Below are 20,520 nucleotides of genomic sequence, written 5' to 3' on the forward strand. Positions count from 1 at the left end.
CTGAGAGAAGGGGCCGCAGGCCGTACCCTGGTCGGCGATGGGTACACGAGGAGTGGAGGGCGCATATCAGGGTGCGCTCCGGGCGTTCCAGAACCCGATGCTCGATCTGCTCCACCGGACCTACGCGCCGTTCGTGGTGACGGTGCTGGCGATGATGTTCACGCCGGAGCGGCCGACGGTGGCGGTGGCGGACGCCCATGCGGAGATCGCCGACGCCCTCGACCGGTTGCGGGCCGCCGGCTACGGCCGCGAGGGCGACCAGCCACTGCCTTCGGGGAACGCCCGTGACCTGTGCCGGCAGTGGGTGCAGGCCGGCTGGCTGGTGCGGCAGGTCTCCGATGACGTCGAGGTGTACCGGCTGTCCGCCCACGGCGTGGGTGCGCTCGAGGTGGCCGGCCGGGTCGGCGGGGCGCGGACCAGAGTGTCGGAGTCCAGGGTCCGGACGCTGCTGGAGGCGGTCGAGCGGCTCGCGCAGGACGCCGACCCGGACGTGATGGCCCGGATGGCGCGCCTCCAGACGGAGATCGATCAGCGCCGGAGGGAGCTCGGGCGGCTCGAACGGGACGGCGTCGTCGACACCGTCGGTGACGACCAGCTGCTCGAGGCGGCGGAGAACGTGCTGCATCTGGCGCGGGAGCTGCCCGCCGACTTCGCCCGCGTCGCCGAGTCGATCAAGGCCATGCAGCGGGACGTCGTCGCCGACCTGCGGCAGGACGTGCGGCCGACCGGGGAGGTGCTGCGCGAGTACCTGGAGCGCGGCCGGCAGATCATGGACGCGACACCGGAGGGCCGCGCGTTCGCCGGGGCGCTGCGCCTGGTCGGTGACCCGGCGCAGATCGACGACCTGTGGGGTCTGCTGCGCACCGTGCTGCGGCACCGGTTCACCGACCTGATGCCGGAGCAGCAGCGCCGGGAACTCGCCGAGATCGCACGCCGGATCGAGCAGGGCGTCAAGGAGGTGCTGGCGGCGCAACGGCAGGCGTCGCACGTCATCACCACCCAGGTCCGCAATCACGACCCGATGCGGGACCGACAGGTGGACGAGTTGCTGCGCGACGTGATGTCCGGATTCCACACCTGGGTGCCCGCGTCGCGCCGCAGCGCGGCCGTCGCCCCGCTGCGCCGCCTGCCCGTGGCCGACGTCGGGCATCTGCGGCAGACCACGAGCGACCCGCGTCCGCCCCGGCCGCCCACGCCCCTGCGGGAATGGGACGAGGCCGAGGACGTGCCGTCCGCCGACACCCGGGCGTGGGGCGGTCCGCAGTACGCCGAACTGCGCGCGCATCTGGCGGCGTTCGCGGGCGACGACGGCGAGGTCGATGTCGCGGCGGCGTTCCGCGCGGCGGCCGAGCGGATACGGCGGCCGGTGGATCTGCTCGGCCTGCTGGAGATCGCGCACGATGACCTCGGGCTGATCGACACGGCCGAGGTCGCGGTGGTCGACGCGGTCCGGCCCGACCGGACCCGGCGGCGGCTCGCGTTCGGCGGCGTGCTGGCGGTGAACCCGGCACCGGCCCGCCCCGCGGACGAGCCGGCGGGGAACGGCGATGAGTGAAACCGGCGGCGCGGACGACGGCCCGGCGGCCGGCGCGGCGGCCGGCTTCATCGAGCCGGTCCCGATGGAGGACGACCCGGCCGAACTGTTCGCCGGTGACACCGGCACGTTGGACGTGGACGTGCGGCGCGTGCTGGTGCGGCTGCTGCAACGCAGGTTCCTGCTGGCCGAGAAGACCCCGGCCCAGTGGCGCACGCTGCTGGAGAACCAGCAGATCATCGAGTCGCGGTTGCACGACCTGTTCGTCCGGCTCGTGGTCGACCACGACCGTGGCATCGCCTACAAGCAGCAGGTGCGCTCGGCGGAGTCGGAGGTCCCGATCCTGCTGAGGGACGATCCCTACAATCGGGCCGAGACCCTGGTCCTGGTCCACCTGCGGACCGTCTTCCAGCGGGAACGCGGCGCGGGTGAGACGTCCGCACGGGTCGACATCGAGGAGCTGGAACAGACCGTCCTGACCTACTTCGATCCGGACGACCACAATCTCGCCCGCAGCCAGCGCGAGATCCAGAACGCCGTGCAGCGGCTGGTCACCGAGGGGCTGCTCGCGGAGGAGTCCGCGGGACGGTACCGCATCACGCCGCTGGTCGAGGTCGTGCTGAGCATCGAGAGGCTCACCGAACTGAACGAGTGGCTACGGGAGCAGAACGGGGCCGCGCCATGAGCATGCTCGACACCTTGTTCGGGTTGATCCCGGCGGCCTCGCGGGGGCAGCAGTGGGTGGCGCGGGATCTGCAGCTGGTCAACTGGGGCGGCTACGACGGGTACCACCGCGTCCGGCTCGCCCCCGGTGCGACCCTGTTCAGCGGCGGTTCCGGGTCGGGCAAGTCGACGCTGATGGACGCCTACATCGCGCTGCTGATGCCGCACACCACGCCGTTCAACGGGGCGTCCAACGGCGGGGTGGTCGGCCGGCCCCGGGGCAAGGACCAGCGCAACATCCTCTCCTACGCGCGCGGGAAACTCGACGAGTCACGGTCGGACGGCGAGACGAGGCTGCGGGTGCTGCGCGGGGACGGCCGCGACACCTGGTCGGCGATCGCGGTGACGTGGGCAGACCACGGCGGTGCGATGTTCACCGCGCTCCGGGCCTGGTACGTGCCGTCGTCCGCGCGCACCCTCGACGATGTCGTCCCGGTCCGCGCCACCTGCGACGACGCCTACGACCTGCGCGAGCTGGACGCCGCCGCGGCCAGCAGGCTCTCCCGCGCCGCGGTGACCGCGACCGGGCCGGCCTGCTTCGACACCGACCGGGACTTCACCGCCCGGCTGCACACCGCTCTGGGCATCGGCGCCGCCGGTGACGGGCACAAGGCGGTCGGGCTGCTCGGCCGGATCCAGGCCGGGCAGCAGATCACCACCGTCGACGCGCTGTACAAGACGATGGTCCTGGAGGAGCCGTCCACCCTGGCCACCGCGGACGAGGTGGTGCAGCAGTTCGACGAGCTGTCCGGAACCCGGGAACGGATGATCACCGCCCGCCGGCAGGTGCGGGCGCTGACCCCGATCCGCGGCCACCGGGACGCCATCGACCGCGCGGTGGCGCGGTTGCTGGTGATCGACGACGTCGGATCGTTCACCGACCCGGCGTCCCCCGCGGCGCTGTGGCGGCACGAACGCCGGCTCGACCTGCTGCGTGCGGCCGAGAAGGACCTGACCGGACGGCGCCGCCGCGCCGAGCAGGAGGCGCAGGAGACGGCCGCGCTGATCACGTCGGCGGAGTCCCAGCGGGAGGCGGTCCTCGACACCCTGCGCGCGTCCGGCGGCGACCGCCTGGAGAACGCGCTCCGGGAGATCCGCAACGTGGAGCGGCGGCTGGCCGACGTCGAACGCGCACGGGAGCGGCTGGACCGCGTCCTGGGCGCCATCGACGCCACCGTGTCGTCCGGTGGGGACTTCGCCGCGCTGGTCGAAACGGCGCGCCGGGCGCTGGCCGACTCCCATGCCAGGAAGACCGCCCAGAACGAGTTCGCCGAGGCGACGTCGGAACGCAAGGCCGCCGAACGTGAACTGGCCGAACTGCGCGCCGAGCACAAGGCGGTCAAGGCCCGCCGCGGCAACATCCCCACCGACATGCACGCCGCCCGCGACCTGCTGGCCGACGCGGCCGGGCTCACCCCGGACGACCTGCCGTTCGTCGGTGAGCTGATCGAGGTGCGCACGGAGTTCGAACCGTGGCGGGAGGCGTTCAACCTGGCGCTCGGCGGGTTCGCCACCCGGATGCTGATCGACGCCGGCCGGCTGAGCTCGTTCCGCGAGGCGATCAACGCGGTGAAGCTCGCCCGGCGCATCCACTTCGAGGGCGTCCGCACCGGCATGCGCGACGAGATCGGGCTGAACGACAAGACGCTCCCCGGCCGGCTCGACTACCGGCCGTCGCCGTTCACCGCCTGGCTCAAGAGCGAACTCGTCCGCGGTTTCGACTTCGTCTGCGTCGAGACGCCGAAGCTGCTGGGGCAGTACTCCAAGGCGCTCACGATCACCGGCCAGACGTCGCAGAGCGGCCGGGGGGCGCACGGCGGTCACGGCCGGGCCAACCTGCTGGGTTTCAGCAACACCAGGCTGCTCGCCGACCTCGACGGCCGGATCCGCCGCGCCCAGGAACGTCACGATGACGCCGTCGCACAGGCGGCGGAGGCGGAGCAGGCCCTCAACTCGTTCGAGGAGAGACGCACCGCGTACCAGACCGTGACCGAACTGTCCTGGGACCAGGTGGACGTCGAATCGGTCACCGACGAACGGGACCGCTGGGCGGAGGTCATCGCCGACGTCCGCAAGGGCAACCCGGAGATCGACCGGCTGCAGAAGGAGTCGGAGGACCTCAAGGAGCGGATCAGGAAGCTCACCGAGCGCGTCGGCGGGCAGAAGCAGCAGGCAGAGCGGCTCGGCGAGGACTGGGAGTCGATCGTCGACGAGGTGGACGGCGCCCAGCGGGCACTCGACACCGCCGCGGCGACCGGCACCGTGGTGAGCCCGGAACACCGCGAGTACCTCGCGGGGCTGTTCGACGACGCCCCGGACGGCGCCGCCCCCGCGACCGCGCTGGGGGAGTTCGACGCCGCGCACCGGCGCGGTGTCGAACGGATGCACGACGACCGGAAGTCGGCGGAGGATGAGATCGGCCGGTCACGGAAGTCGCTGCAGGAGACGTTCTCGACGTTCGTCGAGCGCTGGCCGAACCCGAACCTCGGCACCGACCCGGACGCCTCCTACCGCGACTTCGACCGCCTTCTCACCGATCTGGAGACCAGCGGCCTGCACGAGCTGGAGACCGAGTGGCGCGACAGCCTGCTCAAACTCTCCGGCAACGACCTGACCAGCCTGGACAGCGAGCTCGCCGCCGCGGTCCGGGAGATCCGCGACCGGATCGACCCGGTCAACCGCATCCTCGCGGAACTGCCGTTCGCCGACGACCACCACCGGCTGCGCATCGACCCGCAGGAAAGCCACTCCGCGGTGCGCGCCCGGTTCCGCAAGGAGCTGCGCGACGTCCGCGCCGTCATCGACAAGGCGGTCGCGGACGCCGACCGGGAACGCGCCTACCACCGGATGGCCAAGGTGATCGACCACATCCGCCGCACGGCCCCCGATTTCGCCGACCTGATCGACGTGCGCAACCACGTCCGGATCAGCGCGGAGAAGTGCGACCTCGCCGGCGAGCATGTCGCGGTCTACGACCACATCGGGGAGAAGTCGGGCGGCGAGTCCCAGGAACTGGTCGCGTTCATCGTCGGCGCCGCGCTGCGCTACCAGCTGGGCGACGCGGGCGCCGAACGGCCACGCTACGCCCCCGTCTTCCTCGACGAGGCGCTGATCAAGGCGGACGCCCACTTCACCGGCCGGGCCATCGGCGCATGGCGCGGGCTGGGCTTCCAGCTCATCATCAGCGCCCCCAACGACAAGCACAGCGCGATCGAACCCCATGTGGACGCCGAGTACCTGATCCTCAAGAACACCGAGGGGCGGTCATGGGCGAAACCCATCGTGGCGGTTCCCGGCGCATGACCCCCCGGCTGATCAACCCGGCCGACGCGGCCGAGTCGCTTCGCCGCAACGTCCACCGGAAATGGGCGGCGGCAGTGTGCGCCGACATCGGCGTCGGAGACCCGGTCACGTTCTCCGTCCCGCTCCGTCCCGGCGTGTCGACCGGAGGCGCGGTCGCGCGGATCGGGTACGCCGCGTGGCACGAGTGGCACATGCGCTGGCGTGAGTTCGCCGACCGGCACCCCACGGGCGTGCTGATCGTCCGCAGGCCGGTGTCCGTCCAAGGCGTGACGGACGACTACCCCGCCACACTCGTCGCGGACCTGGACGCCGCCGTCGCCCTCGTCTCCGGTACCGGGCCGCCGGCCGTGGACGTCGCCCGCGCCCGTGCGCTCGCGTCGTCGCTCCGGTCCACCGGCGCGGTCCTCACCCCGGCCACCCTCCGGGCCGCCTGCCAACTCGGAGCCGACGACGCCGACGTGCTGCTCAGCGCGGTCGCCTGGCTGCATCGGAACCCGGACGCCGGCGCATGGACCGCACGTCAGCTCCCGGTCCCCGGGATGCACACCAAGTGGCTCGACACCCATGGCGCGCTGCTGCGCGATGTCGCCGGGCGCGACGTCCGGGACGAGGTCCGGCCCCGTCCGGCCGTGCTGCACCTGACCTACGTCGACCCCGGTCACGCCGCGTCGGGCCGCCGCAGACATGACGCCTGGACGACCGGCGACATGCACGACATCGCCTACCGGCCGCGGATCGTCCTCGTCGTCGAGAACCGCGACTCCCGGCTCTGGTTCCCACCGGCGCGGGACACGATCGTGGTCGAGGGCGGCGGCAAGGCGGCCGCGGCCCTGCTCGCGAACGTGCCGTGGATCCGCGCCGCGGACCACATCGTCTACTGGGGAGACATCGACGCGGACGGATACGCGATCCTCGACGGCTTCCGCGCCGCGCTGGCCGAGCCCGCACCGGACGGCGCACCACCGAAACCGGTCACCTCGATCCTGATGGACGCCACCGACCTGCACCGCTACGCCGATCATGGGGTGAACCACGACAAGGCCGGCCGTCCCATCAGGCCGTCCCCGGCGACCCTGAGGCACCTCACCGAAGCCGAGACGACCGCCTACGACACCATCGCCACCGCAGGCCCCACCCCGTTCCGCCGGATCGAACAGGAAGCGATTCCTCTCGCCCACGCGGCGACCCGGTTGCTGGACGTCTCCACGAAATCTCCTGCGTAACCGGCCGCCGCCGCCGTCCGCCGTGAGGCCGGCACGGGCCCGGCAACTACAGTCCGGCAGTCGGGAGCTCGGGGTCTCCCTGGTTCGCTTTGCCCGCCATGACGGATGCGGAGGGCGTCCGGGCCGAGCGTCCGGTCTCGCCGGGACCGCCGGGTGTCGGGCATGCTGGGAGATCGGCGGAGAGGAGCCGTGATGAGCCTGGTGATGAGCGCGGCCGAGCGGGAGGCGTTTCTCGCCGGCACGTACGTGGGCATCTTGAGCGTCGCGGACGAGGCGGGCCGGGCGCCGCTGGCGCTGCCCGTCTGGTACACCTACGAGCCGGGCGGCGAGATCACCTTCATCACCGGCCGGGACAGCCGCAAGATGGCCCTGATCCGGGCGGCGGGACGGGTGAGCCTGGTGGTCCAGGAGGCCGCGCTGCCCTACCGGTACGCCTCGGTGGAGGGACCGGTCGTCGGGTTCGAGGATCCGGCCCGTCCAGAGGACCGCCGCTCGCTGGCCGAGCGCTACCTCGGCGTCGAGGGCGGCGCCGAGTATCTGGAGGCGACGAAGGACGTCGCCGAGACGATGGTCCTGACGCGGGTGCGTCCGGAGCGCTGGTACACCCGCGACTACACCGAACAGTCCGGCTGACGACCCCGCCGGCCGCAGAACGAGCCCCGAAGACCCCCGGCGAGCGGAGGGCCGCCGTCCTGACGCCCATGGCACCTGAACGTGCCTCGGCAGCTGGTGGCGGCGTCGTCGAAGGCGCGCACGGCGAAGGTGAGCCGCCCGCCCTCGACCGTGCTCAACTCCGCTTCGACGGTGAAGCCCTCCACTGCTTGCCGAGGTGCGCGAGCGGCCGCAAAAGGTTGCGGAGGGCGGCGCCGACCCATAGGTCGCCTTGGTCGGCGCCCAGACCCGGGGATCACGTGCGGGACGACCGGAAACTCCTTACATCTTGGGTCGGCCGTCCCGGTCTGGCGGACGATTCGCCGCTTCGTAAGCGTCGATCACCGTCTGCGGTATATGGCGGGACGGGTCTTGAGTGAAGCCGCGGCCAACATCGGATCGTCTGATCTTCAGGTGGCCGAAACCGTCTTCGAAGAATCCGCTGTCGATGACGTCGATCGGACATCCGATAATCTCAGCGATCTGGTCCACGGCCGCGAGCCACTGTTCGCGACGCTCTGGGTCGTCGTAGCCGATCACGAAATACGAACCAGTCATCGCGTCCTGGCTCTGCAGTTCCTCGGTCAGAAACCGCACCGGTTCAACCGTCAAGCCGTCGTCCACGACGTCAGTTTAGACCCGTTCATCGACGTGGTCGGCGTCTTCCCCGACCGCGCCGCCGCCCAGTTGCTTCCTCGGGTCCCCGGCTACTTCGGCCGGAGTAGAGGCGGTTGCGCCTCCCGACCAGTTCCCACGCTCATCGCTGCCGTTGCCCAAGCTTCTACTTCACGGACGGTGCAGGGCGAGCACGGCTGTTCCAGGATCATGATGTGAGGGTGGGTGTCGGGTCTGTTCGGGAACGTGTGCGGGCCCGGAGGAACCAATGTGCGGCGACCAATGGGATGACGCCGACGGGGTACCAGGCAACATCAATGAGGTCGAACCGGGCGCCCAGCAGTTGGCGCGCGAACCAGCTGCGTTGGGAGAGTGCCGCGGGTATGGGGGTGAGCTGTGCAAACTCGATGAACCAGCAGTATGCGATCGCGGCACTGCCGGCGGGCAGTGGGGAGATCAGCGGCCATATGAAGATCACTATCGTGTAGACGATGGCCGCGGACAAGGCGGCGCCTGAGTACTGTTCGATGGGCCCGTCCATCGCAGCGCGGATTGCGAAGGCCGCGCCTGTGAAGCCGGTTGCCGATACCACCATCAGAAGTCGAGTCCAGCGCACTGCGAGCGACATCGCGCAATCATAAGTGGCAGCGCAGCTAAGGTGGCGGCTGGTCTGCTGAGCTTGGACGGGCGGCAGCCTTACCGCTGCCAAGGGCGGGACGGCAACCCGATGGGTCTCTCACTCAGCGCGAACGTCGCCGAGCAGCGCGTCCAGGCTGGCCGTTCCGGCCCGCGCATCATGGCGTCGCGGCCGGTGGGCTCGTGACAATGCCGCCCTGCACCTCGCAGGTGGCGGCGAGGGTGTTGTAGACGGTGCCGTGGCGGCGCAGGTTACGGTGCAGCAGAGCGACCCGGTGTTCGGGTTCGTCGGTGTCCAGCCGCAGTTCGTAGGTGAAGCGGGTGAAGGTCGGTGGGGAGTCCTGGCGGTGGGCGGTCACCACGGCCTCGGCATGCCGGTACCGGAAGGGCAGGATCTGGCCGCACCGTTCGACGTTCTTGAGCAGGCAGGCGGCGAGCGCCGCGGCGAGCAGTTCGGCGGGTCCTGGGAGCCCGGACGGTGCGCTCGCCCAGGCCGTGTCGAGTGTGATCGTCTCGCGCCCGGCGGTGACCCGGGACCGGCCGGCCGAGGTGGTGGAGGCGGTGACCTGATAGCTGGTGGGCGCCGCCTGGGTGGTGGTGTCGTTCATCGCGGACTCCGGGTGTTCGCGGCGCCGTGAGGGCACGGCGTCCGCATGTCGGCCGTGGGGACATCGATGGCACTGTCATTTCGATGCTCCACTGGGAACCCACCCGTAAGGCAGAGGCCAAGGTCCCGAGATCCACGTCAGCTGGTCCAAGGCGATGGTGGCACCGGTCCGCGGGCACGTGTGGCCGGGGTACGAGGCAGGGGACGGAGTTAGGCCGGTGTCAGGGTCGGCAGGGTGAACAGGCCGGACAGGCGGGTCAGCCTGTCCGGCACCACCCGGTAGTACACCCATGTGCCGCGTCGCTCACCCTCGATGAGCCCGGCTTGGCGCAGCACCTTCAGGTGGTGGGAAATGGTCGGCGCGGTGAGTTCGAACGCGGCGGTCAGGTCGCACACGCACGCCTCGCCGCCGTCCACCGAAGCGATCATGTTCAGCAGGCGCAGCCGCACCGGGTCCGACAGCGCCTTGAACACCTTGGCAAGCTCGGCCGCGTCCGCGTCGCTCAATGCCGGGCCGCTCAGCGGTGCACAGCAGGCGGGCTCTGTCAGGTTCTCAAGCGCCAGAGACTTAGACATGCCTCTAAATTGACATCCATCTATGCAATGATGCAAACTGACCTCTGCTTAGACAGACATCTAAGCAAGGGTTGTGATGAGAGCGCTGCTCGCCCGAACCCTCCCGAACGCGTAAGGAGTCAGAGTGAACGACGAGACTGGACGGCCGCAACCCGAGCCCACCGGTACGGGAGGTTGCTGCACCGACGGCGCGGTGGCCGAGAACCCCGCGGTGGCGGTCCAGCAGGCAAAGGCCGACGCCGGCCGCGGCTCGGCCGTTGACGGGCGGTTCGACGGTCTGCCGGTCGTGGTGATCGGAGCCGGACCGGTCGGGCTGGCCGCGGCCGCGCATCTGGCCGAACGCGACCAGGACTTCCTCGTCCTGGAGGCCGGGGCCGAGGCGGGCGCGGCGATCTCCGAGTGGGGACATGTCCGGTTGTTCTCGCCTTGGCGGTACGACACCGACGCCGCCGCCCGGCGGCTGCTGGAGCCGGCGGGCTGGCGCCTGCCCGATGCCGAGGTGCTGCCGACCGGTGCCGAACTGGTGCGCGACTACCTGGCTCCGCTGGCGAAGGTACCCGCGCTGGCCGGGCGGATCCGCACCGGCACCCGCGTGGTGGCCGTCGCCCGTCAGGGGGTGGACGTCACCCGGACGGTCGGCCGCGAGGAGCGTCCGCTGCTGGTCCGCGCGGTCGGCCCGGACGGCGCCGTCCAGGACGTCACCGCCCGCGCCGTCATCGACACGTCCGGCACCTGGGGACGCGGCAACCCGCTGGGGCACTCCGGTCTCCCCGCGCCAGGCGAGCAGGAGGCCGCACCGTACCTGACCGGGCCGCTACCCGACGTCCTGAACCGTGACCGTGACCGCTTCGCCGGCCGCCACACCTTGGTGGTCGGGATGGGGCACTCGGCCGCCAACACCTTGCTCGCGCTGGCGGAACTCGCCCGAACCGAGCCCGGCACCCGCATCACCTGGGCGGTGCGGGGCGCGTCGGCGGCCCGGCTGTACGGCGGCGGCGACGCCGACGGCCTCCCCGCGCGCGGCGCCCTGGGCACCCGCCTCAAGCAGGCGGTGGACGACGGCGAGATCGACCTGGTCCGCGGATTCACCATCACCGGCTTCACCGCGCCCGAAGGCGGCCCCGCCGCCGGACCGGTCCAGGTCACCGGCGACACCCCGGACGGCGCACGCACCCTCCCGGCCGACAACGTGGTCGCGGCCACAGGGTTCCGGCCCGATCTGGACATGCTCCGCGAGGTCCGCGTCGACCTCGACCCCGCCACCGAGGCACCGGCCAGACTCGCCCCGATGATCGACCCCAACTTCCACAGCTGCGGGACGGTCCCGCCGCACGGTGAACGCGACCTCACCCACACCGAGACCGGCTTCTATCTGGCCGGGATGAAGAGCTACGGCCGCGCCCCCACCTTCCTGATGGCCACCGGGTACGAGCAGGTCCGCTCCATCGCCGCCGCGCTCGCCGGAGACCGCGAGGCCGCCGACACCGTCCAGCTCGACCTCCCCGAGACCGGCGTCTGCTCCACCGGCCTGGTCACCGAGGACCTGCTGCCCGGCGCCACCGGTGAGGACGCCGGATGCGGAACCTCGTGCTCCACCGGACCGGAGGCCGCCACTGAGGCCGGGCCCGACAGCGCCTCCTGCTGCGGCACCTCGGCATCCGAACCGGTCACCGTCGGTGTCGGCGCCCCGGCCGGAGCGGGGTTCGCGACCGGCCGCCTCCACGGCCACTCCGGTGAGGCCGAACGAGGCGATGCCTGACGCGGCGGAACCGGTCACGCGAGACCGGGCACCGGCGGTTTCGGCCGCCGGTGCCCGCGGACTGGCCGGCCGTGCCTCGAGAACGACCGGCAGCCCCTTGGCCGCGCTGTGCGTCACCGAGATCACCAGCTGGGGCGTGCTGTACTACGCCTTCCCGGTCCTGGCACGGGACATCACCCGCGATACCGGCTGGTCCACCGCGGCCATCACCGCCGCGTTCTCCTCCGCGCTGATCGTGGCCGCGCTGGCCGGCATCCCGGTCGGCCGGGCACTGGACCGGCACGGTCCCCGGGCACTGATGACCGGCGGCTCGCTGCTGGCCGTCCTCGCCGTCCTCGCGGTGGCGGCGGCGCCGAACCTGGTGTGCTTCGCCGCCGCCTGGCTGCTCGCCGGCGTCGCGATGGCCGCGGTGCTCTACCAGCCCGCCTTCGCCGCACTGACCCGCTACTACGCGCCCCACCACCTCCGCGCGTTGACGACCCTCACCCTGGTCGCCGGACTGGCCAGCACCGTCTTCGCGCCGCTCACCGACGCCCTTTCGGCCCACCTGTCGTGGCGCGGCGTCTACCTGGTACTCGCAGCGGTGCTGGCCCTCGTCACCATCCCGCTGCACCTGCTGGCCCTGCGACGCCCCTGGCCCCCACCACCCGAAGCCGCCTCGGGCGGACGCGACGGACCGGCCGGACGCGCCCGTGACCGCGCCGGTGTTTCGGGCACCGTGCGCAGCAGGCCGTTCCTTCTGCTGGCCGCCGCGCTCACTCTGTCGGCGTTCGCGATGTACGCGGTGATGATCAGCCTCATCCCGCTGCTCACCTCCCGCGGCGCCGCCAGCGGCACCGCCGCCTGGGCGCTCGGCCTCGGCGGGATCGGCCAGGTCGCCGGACGCCTGGGCTACGGCGCCCTGGTGCGCCGTACCGGCGTCCGCGCCCGCACCGTCTGGATCCTGACACTGTCGGCCGCCACCACCGCCGCTCTCGCGGTCATCCCCGGCCCGGTCGCACTGCTCATCGCCGTGGCGTTCCTGGCCGGCACGACGCGCGGCATCGCCACCCTGCTGCAGGCCACCGCCGTCTCCGACCGCTGGGGCGCCGCGTCCTACGGCGCCCTGTCCGGAATCCTCGCCGCCCCCGTCACCATCGCCGCCGCGCTGGCCCCCTTCGCCGGAGCCGCCCTGGCCGCATGGCTCGGCGGCTACCCCCACATGTTCCTGGCACTGACCGCCGCCGCCGTCCTCGCGGCACTGCTCGCCGCCGGCACCGCACCGCCGCACGCCACCACCGCCGATCACCGGCCCGCAACGCCGACATGCTGACCGCGGTGCGGGCCCCGGGTGGGCCCGCACCGGATTGGCGACGAGCCCCTGGGAGCACCGGAATTCGGAGCATCGGTGATGTCCCATATGCGGCTGCTCGTTCGTCGTAGGGGGCGAGAGTCCGATGCCCTGGCCTGTATCATTCCAGGGTGATGTCAGTAGAAGTTGATGTGTTGCGGGTGCTGGCGGATCCGCTGCGTGCGCGGATCGTGACCCTGCTCGCCGGTGAGGCGCTGTGCACGTGCCACCTGGTGGAGGAGACCGGCGCGAAACAGACCAACATCTCCAACCACCTGCGGGTGCTGAAGGACGCCGGGGTGGTGGAGACCGAGCCGTGCGGCCGGTTCACCTACTACCGGCTGCGCCCCGAGGCACTGGACGTCCTGGCCGAGCGGCTCGGCGAACTGGCGACGAAGGCCCGCACCACTCGTGACAGCGACACCAGGAGGCCCTGCCCGTGACCACCACCGAACCGGCGACGCCGCAGACCGATACCGCCGAGTCCGGCCTGGTGGGCAGGCTGTCCACGCTGGACCGGTTCCTGCCGGTGTGGATCATCGCCGCGATGGCGGTCGGGCTCGGGCTCGGCCGCACGGTGTCCGGCCTGGACGACGCGCTGGCCAAGGTCGAGGTCGGCGGCATCTCGGTGCCGATCGCCCTGGGGCTGCTGGTGATGATGTATCCGGTGCTGGCCAAGGTCCGCTACGACCGCCTCGACACCGTCACAGGCGACCGCCGGCTCATGGTCTCCTCGCTGGTGCTGAACTGGCTGATCGGCCCCGCGCTCATGTTCGCGCTCGCCTGGATCTTCCTGCCCGACCTGCCCGAGTACCGCACCGGGCTGATCATCGTCGGGCTGGCCCGCTGCATCGCGATGGTCATCATCTGGAACGACCTGGCCTGCGGCGACCGCGAGGCCGCCGCCGTCCTGGTCGCCCTGAACTCGATCTTCCAGGTCGTCGCGTTCGGCGCTCTGGGCTGGTTCTACCTCAAGGTGCTGCCCGGCTGGCTCGGCCTGGCCACCGACGAGGTGCACTTCTCCACCGGCACGATCGTGGTGAACGTGCTGGTGTTCCTCGGCGTCCCGCTGCTGGCGGGCTACCTCACCCGTCGCGCCGGCGAGAGGGCCCGCGGACGCGACTGGTACGAGACCCGGTTCCTGCCCCGCATCGGCCCGGTCGCGCTGTACGGGCTGCTGTTCACGATCGTCATCCTGTTCGCCCTGCAAGGCGACACCATCACCGGCCGGCCCGCCGACGTGGCCCGCATCGCGCTGCCGCTGCTGGTCTACTTCGCGCTCATGTGGGGTGGGTCGTTCGCCCTCGGCCACGCCGTCCGGCTGCCCTACCCCCGGACCGCGACGCTGGCCTTCACCGCCGCCGGCAACAACTTCGAACTGGCCATCGCCGTCGCCATCGGCACCTTCGGCGTCACCTCCGGCCAGGCCCTGTCCGGTGTCGTCGGCCCCCTCATCGAGGTCCCCGTCCTGGTCGCCCTGGTGTACGTCTCCCTGTGGCTCCGCCGCCGCCTCACCACCCGACCGGCGCAGGCGGGGACGACTTGACGTGCTCACCACCGGCCAGCTCACCACCGACGTGCTCACCACCGACGTGCTCACCACCGGCCTGCTCACCATGCTCGACCAGCGAGGAAACCGATGCCCGACAAGCCCAGCGTCCTGTTCGTCTGCGTCCACAACGCCGGACGGTCCCAGATGGCCGCCGCCTACCTCGCCCACTTCGCCGGCGACAGGGTCGAAGTCCGCTCCGCCGGATCGGCCCCCGCCGACCAGGTCAACCCCGCCGTCGTGCAGGCCATGGCCGAGGAGGGCATCGACGTCTCCGCCGAAACACCCAAGATCCTCACCACCGACGCCGTCCAGGCCTCCGACGTCGTCATCACCATGGGCTGCGGCGACACCTGCCCCGTCTTCCCCGGCAAGCGCTACCTCGACTGGGAACTCGACGACCCCGCCGGACAGGGCGTCGACGCCGTCCGCCCCATCCGCGACGAAATCCGCGCCCGCATCGAACGACTCACCGCCGAACTCACCGGCGACCGATCCGACGAACGCGGCCCCCGGTCGAGTTGAGCCGGCGACCCGCGACCGCCGAGCAGCCCGGAAGTCGGGATCCTGGTGCGGCTTCCACAACCTGGACCTGACGCGTTGGCTTGGCATCATCGGGACGCTTGCACGAAGAACGCGGTCGGCGCGCCAGGGCCCGGTTACGCGACGGCGCTTTAGCGGTTCAGGGCGGCGCAGGTGGGCTGCCACCGGGTGGTGTAGGCGGCGCGGGCGGGTTCGGGGAGCGGGGCGAGCACGGTCGCGACAGTCTGCTCCGGCGTGGCGGGGTGTGACCGAGGCCGGTCAGGAACGCTGGAGGTTGGCGCTTTCACCTACTTCGGGATCCTCCCAGACGAGGCCCTGACCTCGCGGTGTCAGGCTCTGCAGCTCGCCGAGCACGCAGCGCGGGTCCTGGGTGAGCAGCCGGTTGGGAAAAGCGAGGATGGGGTCCTCGGCGGAGACGAGCAGGGCCGTCGACTCGCAGGTGAGCCCGACGGCGTTCGTCGTGCTGATTCTGACGGCTTCGGTGCCGACGGTGCCGTCGGTCAGGACGAATGTCCGGCGCATGCCCGCGCCTTCGGTGGGGACGGCGGTGATCGCACCGGAGGTCCCGGTCCAGCGTCCGCGCAGGGCGCCGGGCACCGAGTTGCGGCGGACGCGGCTCAGGGTTCCCGACTCAGTGTCGGCCTTGTTGGTGGATCCTTCCCAGGTCCCGAGCATGCCCGCCGGGACGTCGCCCCGGACCGTACGGGACGGCCGCGGAGCCCCATCGGCGGCGGTCCGGTCGCTGTTGAGGGCGATGGCGGCTCCGATCGCGACGACGGCGGTCGTCGCGGCGGCCCCGGTCGCCAGATAGATCCTGGTACGCGGGGTACGGCGCACGGCGGGCGGGACGGCGGCCGCGGGCCCGCCCGAAGACGTGGGGAACCCCTCCGGCGTGGGCACGGCCATTGCGGAGGACTGGTCCACGGCAGACTCCGGGACCGGTCGGGACGGTGCCGGCGCCGGGTCCGGTGTGGACGGCGCAGCCGCGGGGTTCTCCAGATCGAGCAGGCCGACGGCGTGACGGCCCAGTTCGCTGACGACCTCGGCGGGCAGCCAGGAGGGCGGCATCGGCGGTAGCGCGTCCAGGATCGCGGCCGGCGTGGTGCGCTCCTGCGGTGCCTGCACCAGGCAGGACTCCACGAGATCGCCGACCGGCCCGGACAGATCACCGAGGTCGGGGCGGCCTTGCGTCACCTGGAGGAGCAGGGCGTGCACACCGTGCACGCGCGTCCCGTACGGTCGGCGGCCCGTCGCCGCGTACGCCAGCACCGAGCCCAGGCTGAAGACGTCGCTGGCGGGGCCGAGCTCGCTACCGCGCACCTGCTCGGGCGACATGAAGGCGGGCGTGCCGACCAGGGCGCCGGTGCGGGTGACGACGCTGTCATCGACCGACTTGACGATGCCGAAGTCGATCACCCGCGGCCCGTCGATGGTCACCAGCACGTTGGACGGTTTGAGGTCGCGGTGGATCAGCCCTACGGCGTGCACGGCCTGCAACGCGTGGGCCAGCCCGGACGCCAGGGCCAGGACGGACGCGGTGGGCAGCGGGCCGTGCCGCTCCACCAGGTCTTCGAGCGAGGGACCCGGCACATAGCCGGTGGCGACCCAGGGGGTGTCGGAGTCGGTGTCGGCGTCCAGGACCGGCGCCGTCCAGGCCCCTCCGACGCGCTGCGCCGCCTTCACCTCGCGGCGGAACCGCCGCCGGAACTGCGGGTCCCGGGCGAACTCGGGGTGCACCACCTTGACGGCCACCGTCCGCCCGCTGCGGGAGCGGCCCAGGAAGACCCGTCCCATGCCGCCGGCGCCCAGCCGGCCGAGGAGCCGGTACTCGCCCATCGTCTGCGGATCGCCGGGCTTCAAAGCCTCCACGCGTCCCCCCTGTTCCAAGATCAAGAGCAGGATAGGAGGGCCCTTCCCCGGCCGCCACCGGAGTTCAGATCCCGATCCACGGGCCGGCATGCCGTCCGCTCCAAGCTACGGGTTCCTCATCTCCGGCGGCGCTTCTGGCGGCGGTGCTTGGAGGCGGGGCGCTGTTGCGGTGGCTTCTTACGGGCGGGCTGCTGCCGGGGATTGCGGCCGCGGGAGCTGTTGGGGGTGCGGCCGCGGACGATGCCGATCAGTTCCTCCATGAGGTCGGTCGTCTCGGCCTCGAGCCAGGCCAGGCCGATCTGGGACTGAGGAGCGTCGGTCACGGTTCGGTAGGTGAGGTCCTTGCGGTGGTGGAGGCGGGCCAGAGACTGCGGGAGCAGCAGGACGCCGGTTCCCGACGCCACCAACCCGATCGCGCCGGCGGTGCTCTCAGGACGGGTGAAGGCAGACTGCCCGGGACGGCCGTCCCAGGTCAGGACGTCGTCGAGCGGCTCGAAAACGTCCTCGTCGGCGAGATCGGCGAGCTCCACCTCCTCCACCGCGGCCACCGCGTGATCCTTGGGCACCACGACCACGGTCGTCTCCAGGTACAGCGGGATCACATGGAGGGCCTCGCGGTCGACGGGCAGGCGTACGAACGCCGCGTCCACGCCGCCGTTCCGCAGCACGGGGACGACCTCGGCCGCCGGCATCTGCAGCAGGCGGAGCGGCACCTCCCGGACCCGCTCGGCCCACACCCCGGCCCACTTCGCGGGCGTCACCCCCGGCACGTAGGCCAGCCGGAACTCACCATCGGTCACTCCGCCACCCTAGTCACGTCCAGACGGTTCCCTTTCGCTGGCTACCCTTGAGACATGGGCACGTCCAAAGCAAAGACCCCGCAGACCATGAAGTCCGCGACGGCGGCCAAGAAGCTGGGGATCCTGCTGTCGGCAGCACCCGCCGAGTTCCAGGAAGGTCCTGTCTCCCGGGACGAACTGAACGCGCTCCAAGCCGACCCGCCCTCATGGCTGGCGAACCTGCGCCGTGAGGGGCCCCACCCCCGCCAGGTCGTGGCCGCCAGGCTCCGCGTCTCCATCTCAGGTCTGGCCCGCGGCGGCATCACGGGCCCGCTCACCACGGCCGAGATCGAGAACCTGAAGGCCGAAGGGCCCGACTGGCTGGAACGCGAGCAGGCCGTCCAAGCCGAGGTCCGCAAGGAGGAACTCCGCCTCAAGCAGCAGCGCACCAACGCCTGACCATCCGGGTTCCCGAGCCCGTCGCCGGGCCGCGCGAGACGTTGGCGACATGACACACCCGGCCCGACTTGCTTAACTATGGACGACCTTGTCGTTACTGTCGTACCCCCAGAGTCGGCGAAGCGGTCACCGGAGGTAGTGATGAGGTCCGGACGGTGGATGCTCGTCGCCTGGCTGATCATAGGAGCGCTCGCCGCGGGACAGCGCCACTACTACACCCAGTTCGACGGCAGCTGCGCCAGAATCGCCACGATCGGAATCACCCTGGCCTCCGGTCCGCTCAACTACATCGGTCTCAACCCCACCGCCGACTGCAAGGTCCCCCAGCCGAGCACATGACACGTCGGGCTCTGCGACCGCGTCATCGTGAAGTGGTGGCGCGGGTGTGAGGACGCCGCCTCAGTGGGAAGGGCCGGGTGCATGACACTGGAGGTCGAGCAAGGTGGGGGCCGATGGGGAGCCGGTGGAGGACGTACGGGGGAACCGCCGCGGGGGCCGCGCTGGTCCCGTACGCGGTGTGGTGCGCGTTCGCCACGGCGTTGAACGGCGACATCGCCTACCGCAACCGTCGCGATCGCCGGCGATGAGCACCTCGATCATGCTCTTCACCCGCGATCTGCGGGTGCGCGACAACCCGGCGCTGGCCGCCGCCTGCCAGGCCGGCCGCGTCGTTCCGGTATTCGTCTTCGACCGGGCGATCCTGGACGGTCCGTTCGCCGCGCCCAACCGCGTCCGGTTCCTCCTGGACTGCCTCGCGGACCTCCGCGGGTCGCTGCGCGAGCTGGGCGGCGACCTGGTGGTGGCGCGCGGCGACCCGGTCGCCGAGGTCGCCCGGCTGGCCGAGGACACGCGCGCCGGGTCACTGTTCCTGGCCGACGAGCGGTCGGCGTACGCGACCCGGCGCCTCGCCCAGCTGCGCCGACTCGCACTGGACATTTCGGTGCACCCCGGCATCACGGTCGTCCCGCCGGGCGAACTCACGCCCCTCAGCGGGGACCACTTCCGGGTGTTCACCCCGTACTGGCGGGCCTGGGAGGCGGCCCGGTGGCGTCCGCTCGCGGACGTGCCCGGGGCGGTCCGCCTGCCGTCCGGTGTCGAGGCGGGCCGGCTGCCGCCGCTCGCCGAGCTGACGCCGGGCCAGACCTCCCCCGACCTCGCGCCCGGCGGCGAGCGGAAGGGACGCCGGCGCGTGGCCGACTGGCTGCACCGGGACGCCGCCGCCTACGACAAGGTCCACGACGACCTCGCCGCCGACCGGACGTCCCGGCTCAGCCCGTACGTGAAATTCGGCTGCGTCTCACCTCGGGAACTGGCGGGCGCCGGGCCGGACGCGTTCCGCCGCCAGCTGGCATGGCGCGACTTCCACCACCAGGTCGCCTCGGCCTTCCCCGGACTGCGCAACCAGGACTACCGGCCGCGCGGACAGCACTGGAACGACGACCGGGACGCCCTGGCCGCATGGCGCGCCGGCAGAACCGGAATCCCGATCGTGGACGCTGGCATGCGCCAACTGCACCGCGAAGGCTTCATGCACAACCGTGCACGGCTCATCACCGCCTCCTTCCTGACCCGCAACCTCCAGATCGACTGGCGCGCCGGCCTGCGGCACTTCGAGGAATGGCTCGCCGACGGTGACATCGCCGACAACGCGGGGAACTGGCAGTGGGTCGCCGGCACCGGAAACAGCACCCGGCCGGAACGGGTCATGAACCCGCTCCGGCAGGCGTCCCGTTTCGACCCGCGCGGCGACTACGTCCGCAGGTACGTGCCCGAACTCGCCGGCGTCGAGGGTTCGCGCGTCCACCGCCCATGGGCCCTACCCGCGCCCGTGCGGCGCACGCTCGACTATCCGGAGCCCATCCTCCTCCCCGAGTGACCGGTCGACCTGTGACCAGCGCAGGGAGTGCGGACCTGTCCGCCCTCGACCGGGCGTCTGGGGGCACCGACGTGGTCCCGGACGCGTCGGCTTAGCACCTCGCGGCGACTCACGCCCGCTCCGCATCCCTCAACGATACGGCGGAGCCGGTACCTGGCGGGTGTAGTAGTCGGCGTTCACCCCGGCCAGGACGGCGACGTCCTCACGGCGCAACCCGGCGACAAGATCCTTCCCAAACACAGCTCCGGCTCGCTCGGCGGCTCGCCAAGGACCTACGACGGCCCTGGGAGAAACCCGCCGAGCCCGGCCGCCTCACCCCCGCCCGCGTCCGCCGCGGGTTTCGGAACATCCGCCCGGCCAGCGCACCAGCCACTCGGCCACCGTCAGCGGACTCCCGGCCGGACCACGCAACCGCACCAACGCCTCTGGGCTGCCGAGCACGACAGCGCAGCCTCGGGATAGGGCGACACGAGCTCCTCCTGGTTCGC

At 71.6% G+C, this 20,520-nt stretch carries 20 protein-coding genes; 14 read left to right on the forward strand and 6 right to left on the reverse strand.

Annotated elements, in window-relative coordinates; genetic code table 11:
* Positions 1 to 37 precede the first annotated feature (37 nt).
* The 5 genes from ACGFIS_RS00865 (at position 38) to ACGFIS_RS00885 (ending at position 7,416) form a co-directional block, all read left to right on the forward strand.
* Entirely contained in the window at positions 38 to 1,555 is a 1,518-nt protein-coding gene (locus ACGFIS_RS00865; protein WP_392907366.1) for a DUF3375 domain-containing protein, read from the forward strand.
* A complete protein-coding gene (locus ACGFIS_RS00870) occupies positions 1,548 to 2,219 on the forward strand; it encodes a DUF4194 domain-containing protein (protein WP_392907363.1) in 672 nt (223 codons plus the stop codon). The genes ACGFIS_RS00865 and ACGFIS_RS00870 overlap by 8 nt, the downstream gene beginning before the upstream one ends.
* Positions 2,216 to 5,560: an ATP-binding protein gene (locus tag ACGFIS_RS00875; protein ID WP_392968874.1), complete on the forward strand. Its 3,345-nt coding sequence runs from the start codon at positions 2,216 to 2,218 to the stop codon at positions 5,558 to 5,560. Before ACGFIS_RS00870 ends, ACGFIS_RS00875 begins: the two co-directional genes overlap by 4 nt.
* Positions 5,557 to 6,783 carry a Wadjet anti-phage system protein JetD domain-containing protein gene (locus ACGFIS_RS00880; protein WP_392907357.1) on the forward strand — a complete coding sequence of 409 codons (1,227 nt, stop codon included), beginning with the start codon at positions 5,557 to 5,559 and terminating at the stop codon, positions 6,781 to 6,783. Before ACGFIS_RS00875 ends, ACGFIS_RS00880 begins: the two co-directional genes overlap by 4 nt.
* Before the next feature lie 192 nt (positions 6,784 to 6,975).
* Positions 6,976 to 7,416: a pyridoxamine 5'-phosphate oxidase family protein gene (locus ACGFIS_RS00885; RefSeq protein ID WP_392907354.1), complete on the forward strand. Its 441-nt coding sequence runs from the start codon at positions 6,976 to 6,978 to the stop codon at positions 7,414 to 7,416.
* 300 nt (positions 7,417 to 7,716) lie between these two features.
* Here ACGFIS_RS00885 and ACGFIS_RS00890 read toward each other — a convergent pair whose 3' ends face one another.
* The 4 genes from ACGFIS_RS00890 to ACGFIS_RS00905 form a co-directional block, all read right to left on the reverse strand.
* Positions 7,717 to 8,058, reverse strand: coding sequence for a hypothetical protein (locus ACGFIS_RS00890; protein WP_392968877.1), 342 nt, complete (start codon positions 8,056 to 8,058; stop codon positions 7,717 to 7,719).
* A gap of 199 nt (positions 8,059 to 8,257) precedes the next feature.
* Positions 8,258 to 8,677: a DUF2809 domain-containing protein gene (locus tag ACGFIS_RS00895; RefSeq protein WP_392907348.1), complete on the reverse strand. Its 420-nt coding sequence runs from the start codon at positions 8,675 to 8,677 to the stop codon at positions 8,258 to 8,260.
* 166 nt (positions 8,678 to 8,843) lie between these two features.
* Positions 8,844 to 9,293 carry an OsmC family protein gene (locus tag ACGFIS_RS00900; protein ID WP_392907345.1) on the reverse strand — a complete coding sequence of 150 codons (450 nt, stop codon included), beginning with the start codon at positions 9,291 to 9,293 and terminating at the stop codon, positions 8,844 to 8,846.
* Between the two features lie 209 nt (positions 9,294 to 9,502).
* Positions 9,503 to 9,868 (reverse strand): ArsR/SmtB family transcription factor, encoded by a 366-nt coding sequence (locus ACGFIS_RS00905; protein WP_392907342.1) that lies wholly within the window; start codon positions 9,866 to 9,868, stop codon positions 9,503 to 9,505.
* 124 nt (positions 9,869 to 9,992) lie between these two features.
* Here ACGFIS_RS00905 and ACGFIS_RS00910 point away from each other — a divergent pair, with 124 nt between their 5' ends.
* From ACGFIS_RS00910 to ACGFIS_RS00930, 5 genes are all read left to right on the forward strand, one after another.
* Positions 9,993 to 11,627: an FAD-dependent oxidoreductase gene (locus tag ACGFIS_RS00910; protein ID WP_392968880.1), complete on the forward strand. Its 1,635-nt coding sequence runs from the start codon at positions 9,993 to 9,995 to the stop codon at positions 11,625 to 11,627.
* Between the two features lie 97 nt (positions 11,628 to 11,724).
* Positions 11,725 to 12,939 carry an MFS transporter gene (locus tag ACGFIS_RS00915; protein WP_392907336.1) on the forward strand — a complete coding sequence of 405 codons (1,215 nt, stop codon included), beginning with the start codon at positions 11,725 to 11,727 and terminating at the stop codon, positions 12,937 to 12,939.
* Between the two features lie 152 nt (positions 12,940 to 13,091).
* Positions 13,092 to 13,400 (forward strand): ArsR/SmtB family transcription factor, encoded by a 309-nt coding sequence (locus tag ACGFIS_RS00920; protein WP_392907333.1) that lies wholly within the window; start codon positions 13,092 to 13,094, stop codon positions 13,398 to 13,400.
* The gene (gene arsB, locus ACGFIS_RS00925) at positions 13,397 to 14,503 is read left to right on the forward strand and encodes an ACR3 family arsenite efflux transporter (protein ID WP_392907330.1); all 1,107 of its coding nucleotides are present in this window, start codon (positions 13,397 to 13,399) and stop codon (positions 14,501 to 14,503) included. The genes ACGFIS_RS00920 and arsB overlap by 4 nt, the downstream gene beginning before the upstream one ends.
* A 93-nt stretch (positions 14,504 to 14,596) precedes the next feature.
* Positions 14,597 to 15,031 (forward strand): arsenate reductase ArsC, encoded by a 435-nt coding sequence (locus ACGFIS_RS00930; RefSeq protein ID WP_392907327.1) that lies wholly within the window; start codon positions 14,597 to 14,599, stop codon positions 15,029 to 15,031.
* A 276-nt stretch (positions 15,032 to 15,307) separates the two neighbouring features.
* On the opposite strand, the gene ACGFIS_RS00935 is transcribed toward ACGFIS_RS00930, so the two are convergent.
* Both ACGFIS_RS00935 and ACGFIS_RS00940 read right to left on the reverse strand, forming a co-directional pair.
* Positions 15,308 to 16,918 (reverse strand): protein kinase, encoded by a 1,611-nt coding sequence (locus ACGFIS_RS00935; RefSeq protein ID WP_392907324.1) that lies wholly within the window; start codon positions 16,916 to 16,918, stop codon positions 15,308 to 15,310.
* Between the two features lie 116 nt (positions 16,919 to 17,034).
* Entirely contained in the window at positions 17,035 to 17,718 is a 684-nt protein-coding gene (locus tag ACGFIS_RS00940; protein WP_392907321.1) for a LysR family substrate-binding domain-containing protein, read from the reverse strand.
* Between the two features lie 54 nt (positions 17,719 to 17,772).
* Here ACGFIS_RS00940 and ACGFIS_RS00945 point away from each other — a divergent pair, with 54 nt between their 5' ends.
* From ACGFIS_RS00945 to ACGFIS_RS00960, 4 genes are all read left to right on the forward strand, one after another.
* Entirely contained in the window at positions 17,773 to 18,156 is a 384-nt protein-coding gene (locus tag ACGFIS_RS00945) for a DUF5997 family protein (RefSeq protein ID WP_392907318.1), read from the forward strand.
* Positions 18,157 to 18,297: 141 nt separating this feature from the next.
* Complete coding sequence (locus ACGFIS_RS00950) at positions 18,298 to 18,495, forward strand: hypothetical protein (protein ID WP_392907315.1); 198 nt, start codon at positions 18,298 to 18,300, stop codon at positions 18,493 to 18,495.
* 113 nt (positions 18,496 to 18,608) lie between these two features.
* Positions 18,609 to 18,743: a tryptophan-rich sensory protein gene (locus ACGFIS_RS00955; protein ID WP_392907312.1), complete on the forward strand. Its 135-nt coding sequence runs from the start codon at positions 18,609 to 18,611 to the stop codon at positions 18,741 to 18,743.
* A complete protein-coding gene (locus tag ACGFIS_RS00960) occupies positions 18,740 to 20,032 on the forward strand; it encodes a cryptochrome/photolyase family protein (RefSeq protein WP_392907308.1) in 1,293 nt (430 codons plus the stop codon). Before ACGFIS_RS00955 ends, ACGFIS_RS00960 begins: the two co-directional genes overlap by 4 nt.
* Positions 20,033 to 20,520: the final 488 nt, after the last annotated feature.

Origin of the sequence: Spirillospora sp. NPDC048824 (assembly GCF_043198455.1) — a bacterium.
Taxonomy (GTDB): domain Bacteria; phylum Actinomycetota; class Actinomycetes; order Streptosporangiales; family Streptosporangiaceae; genus Spirillospora.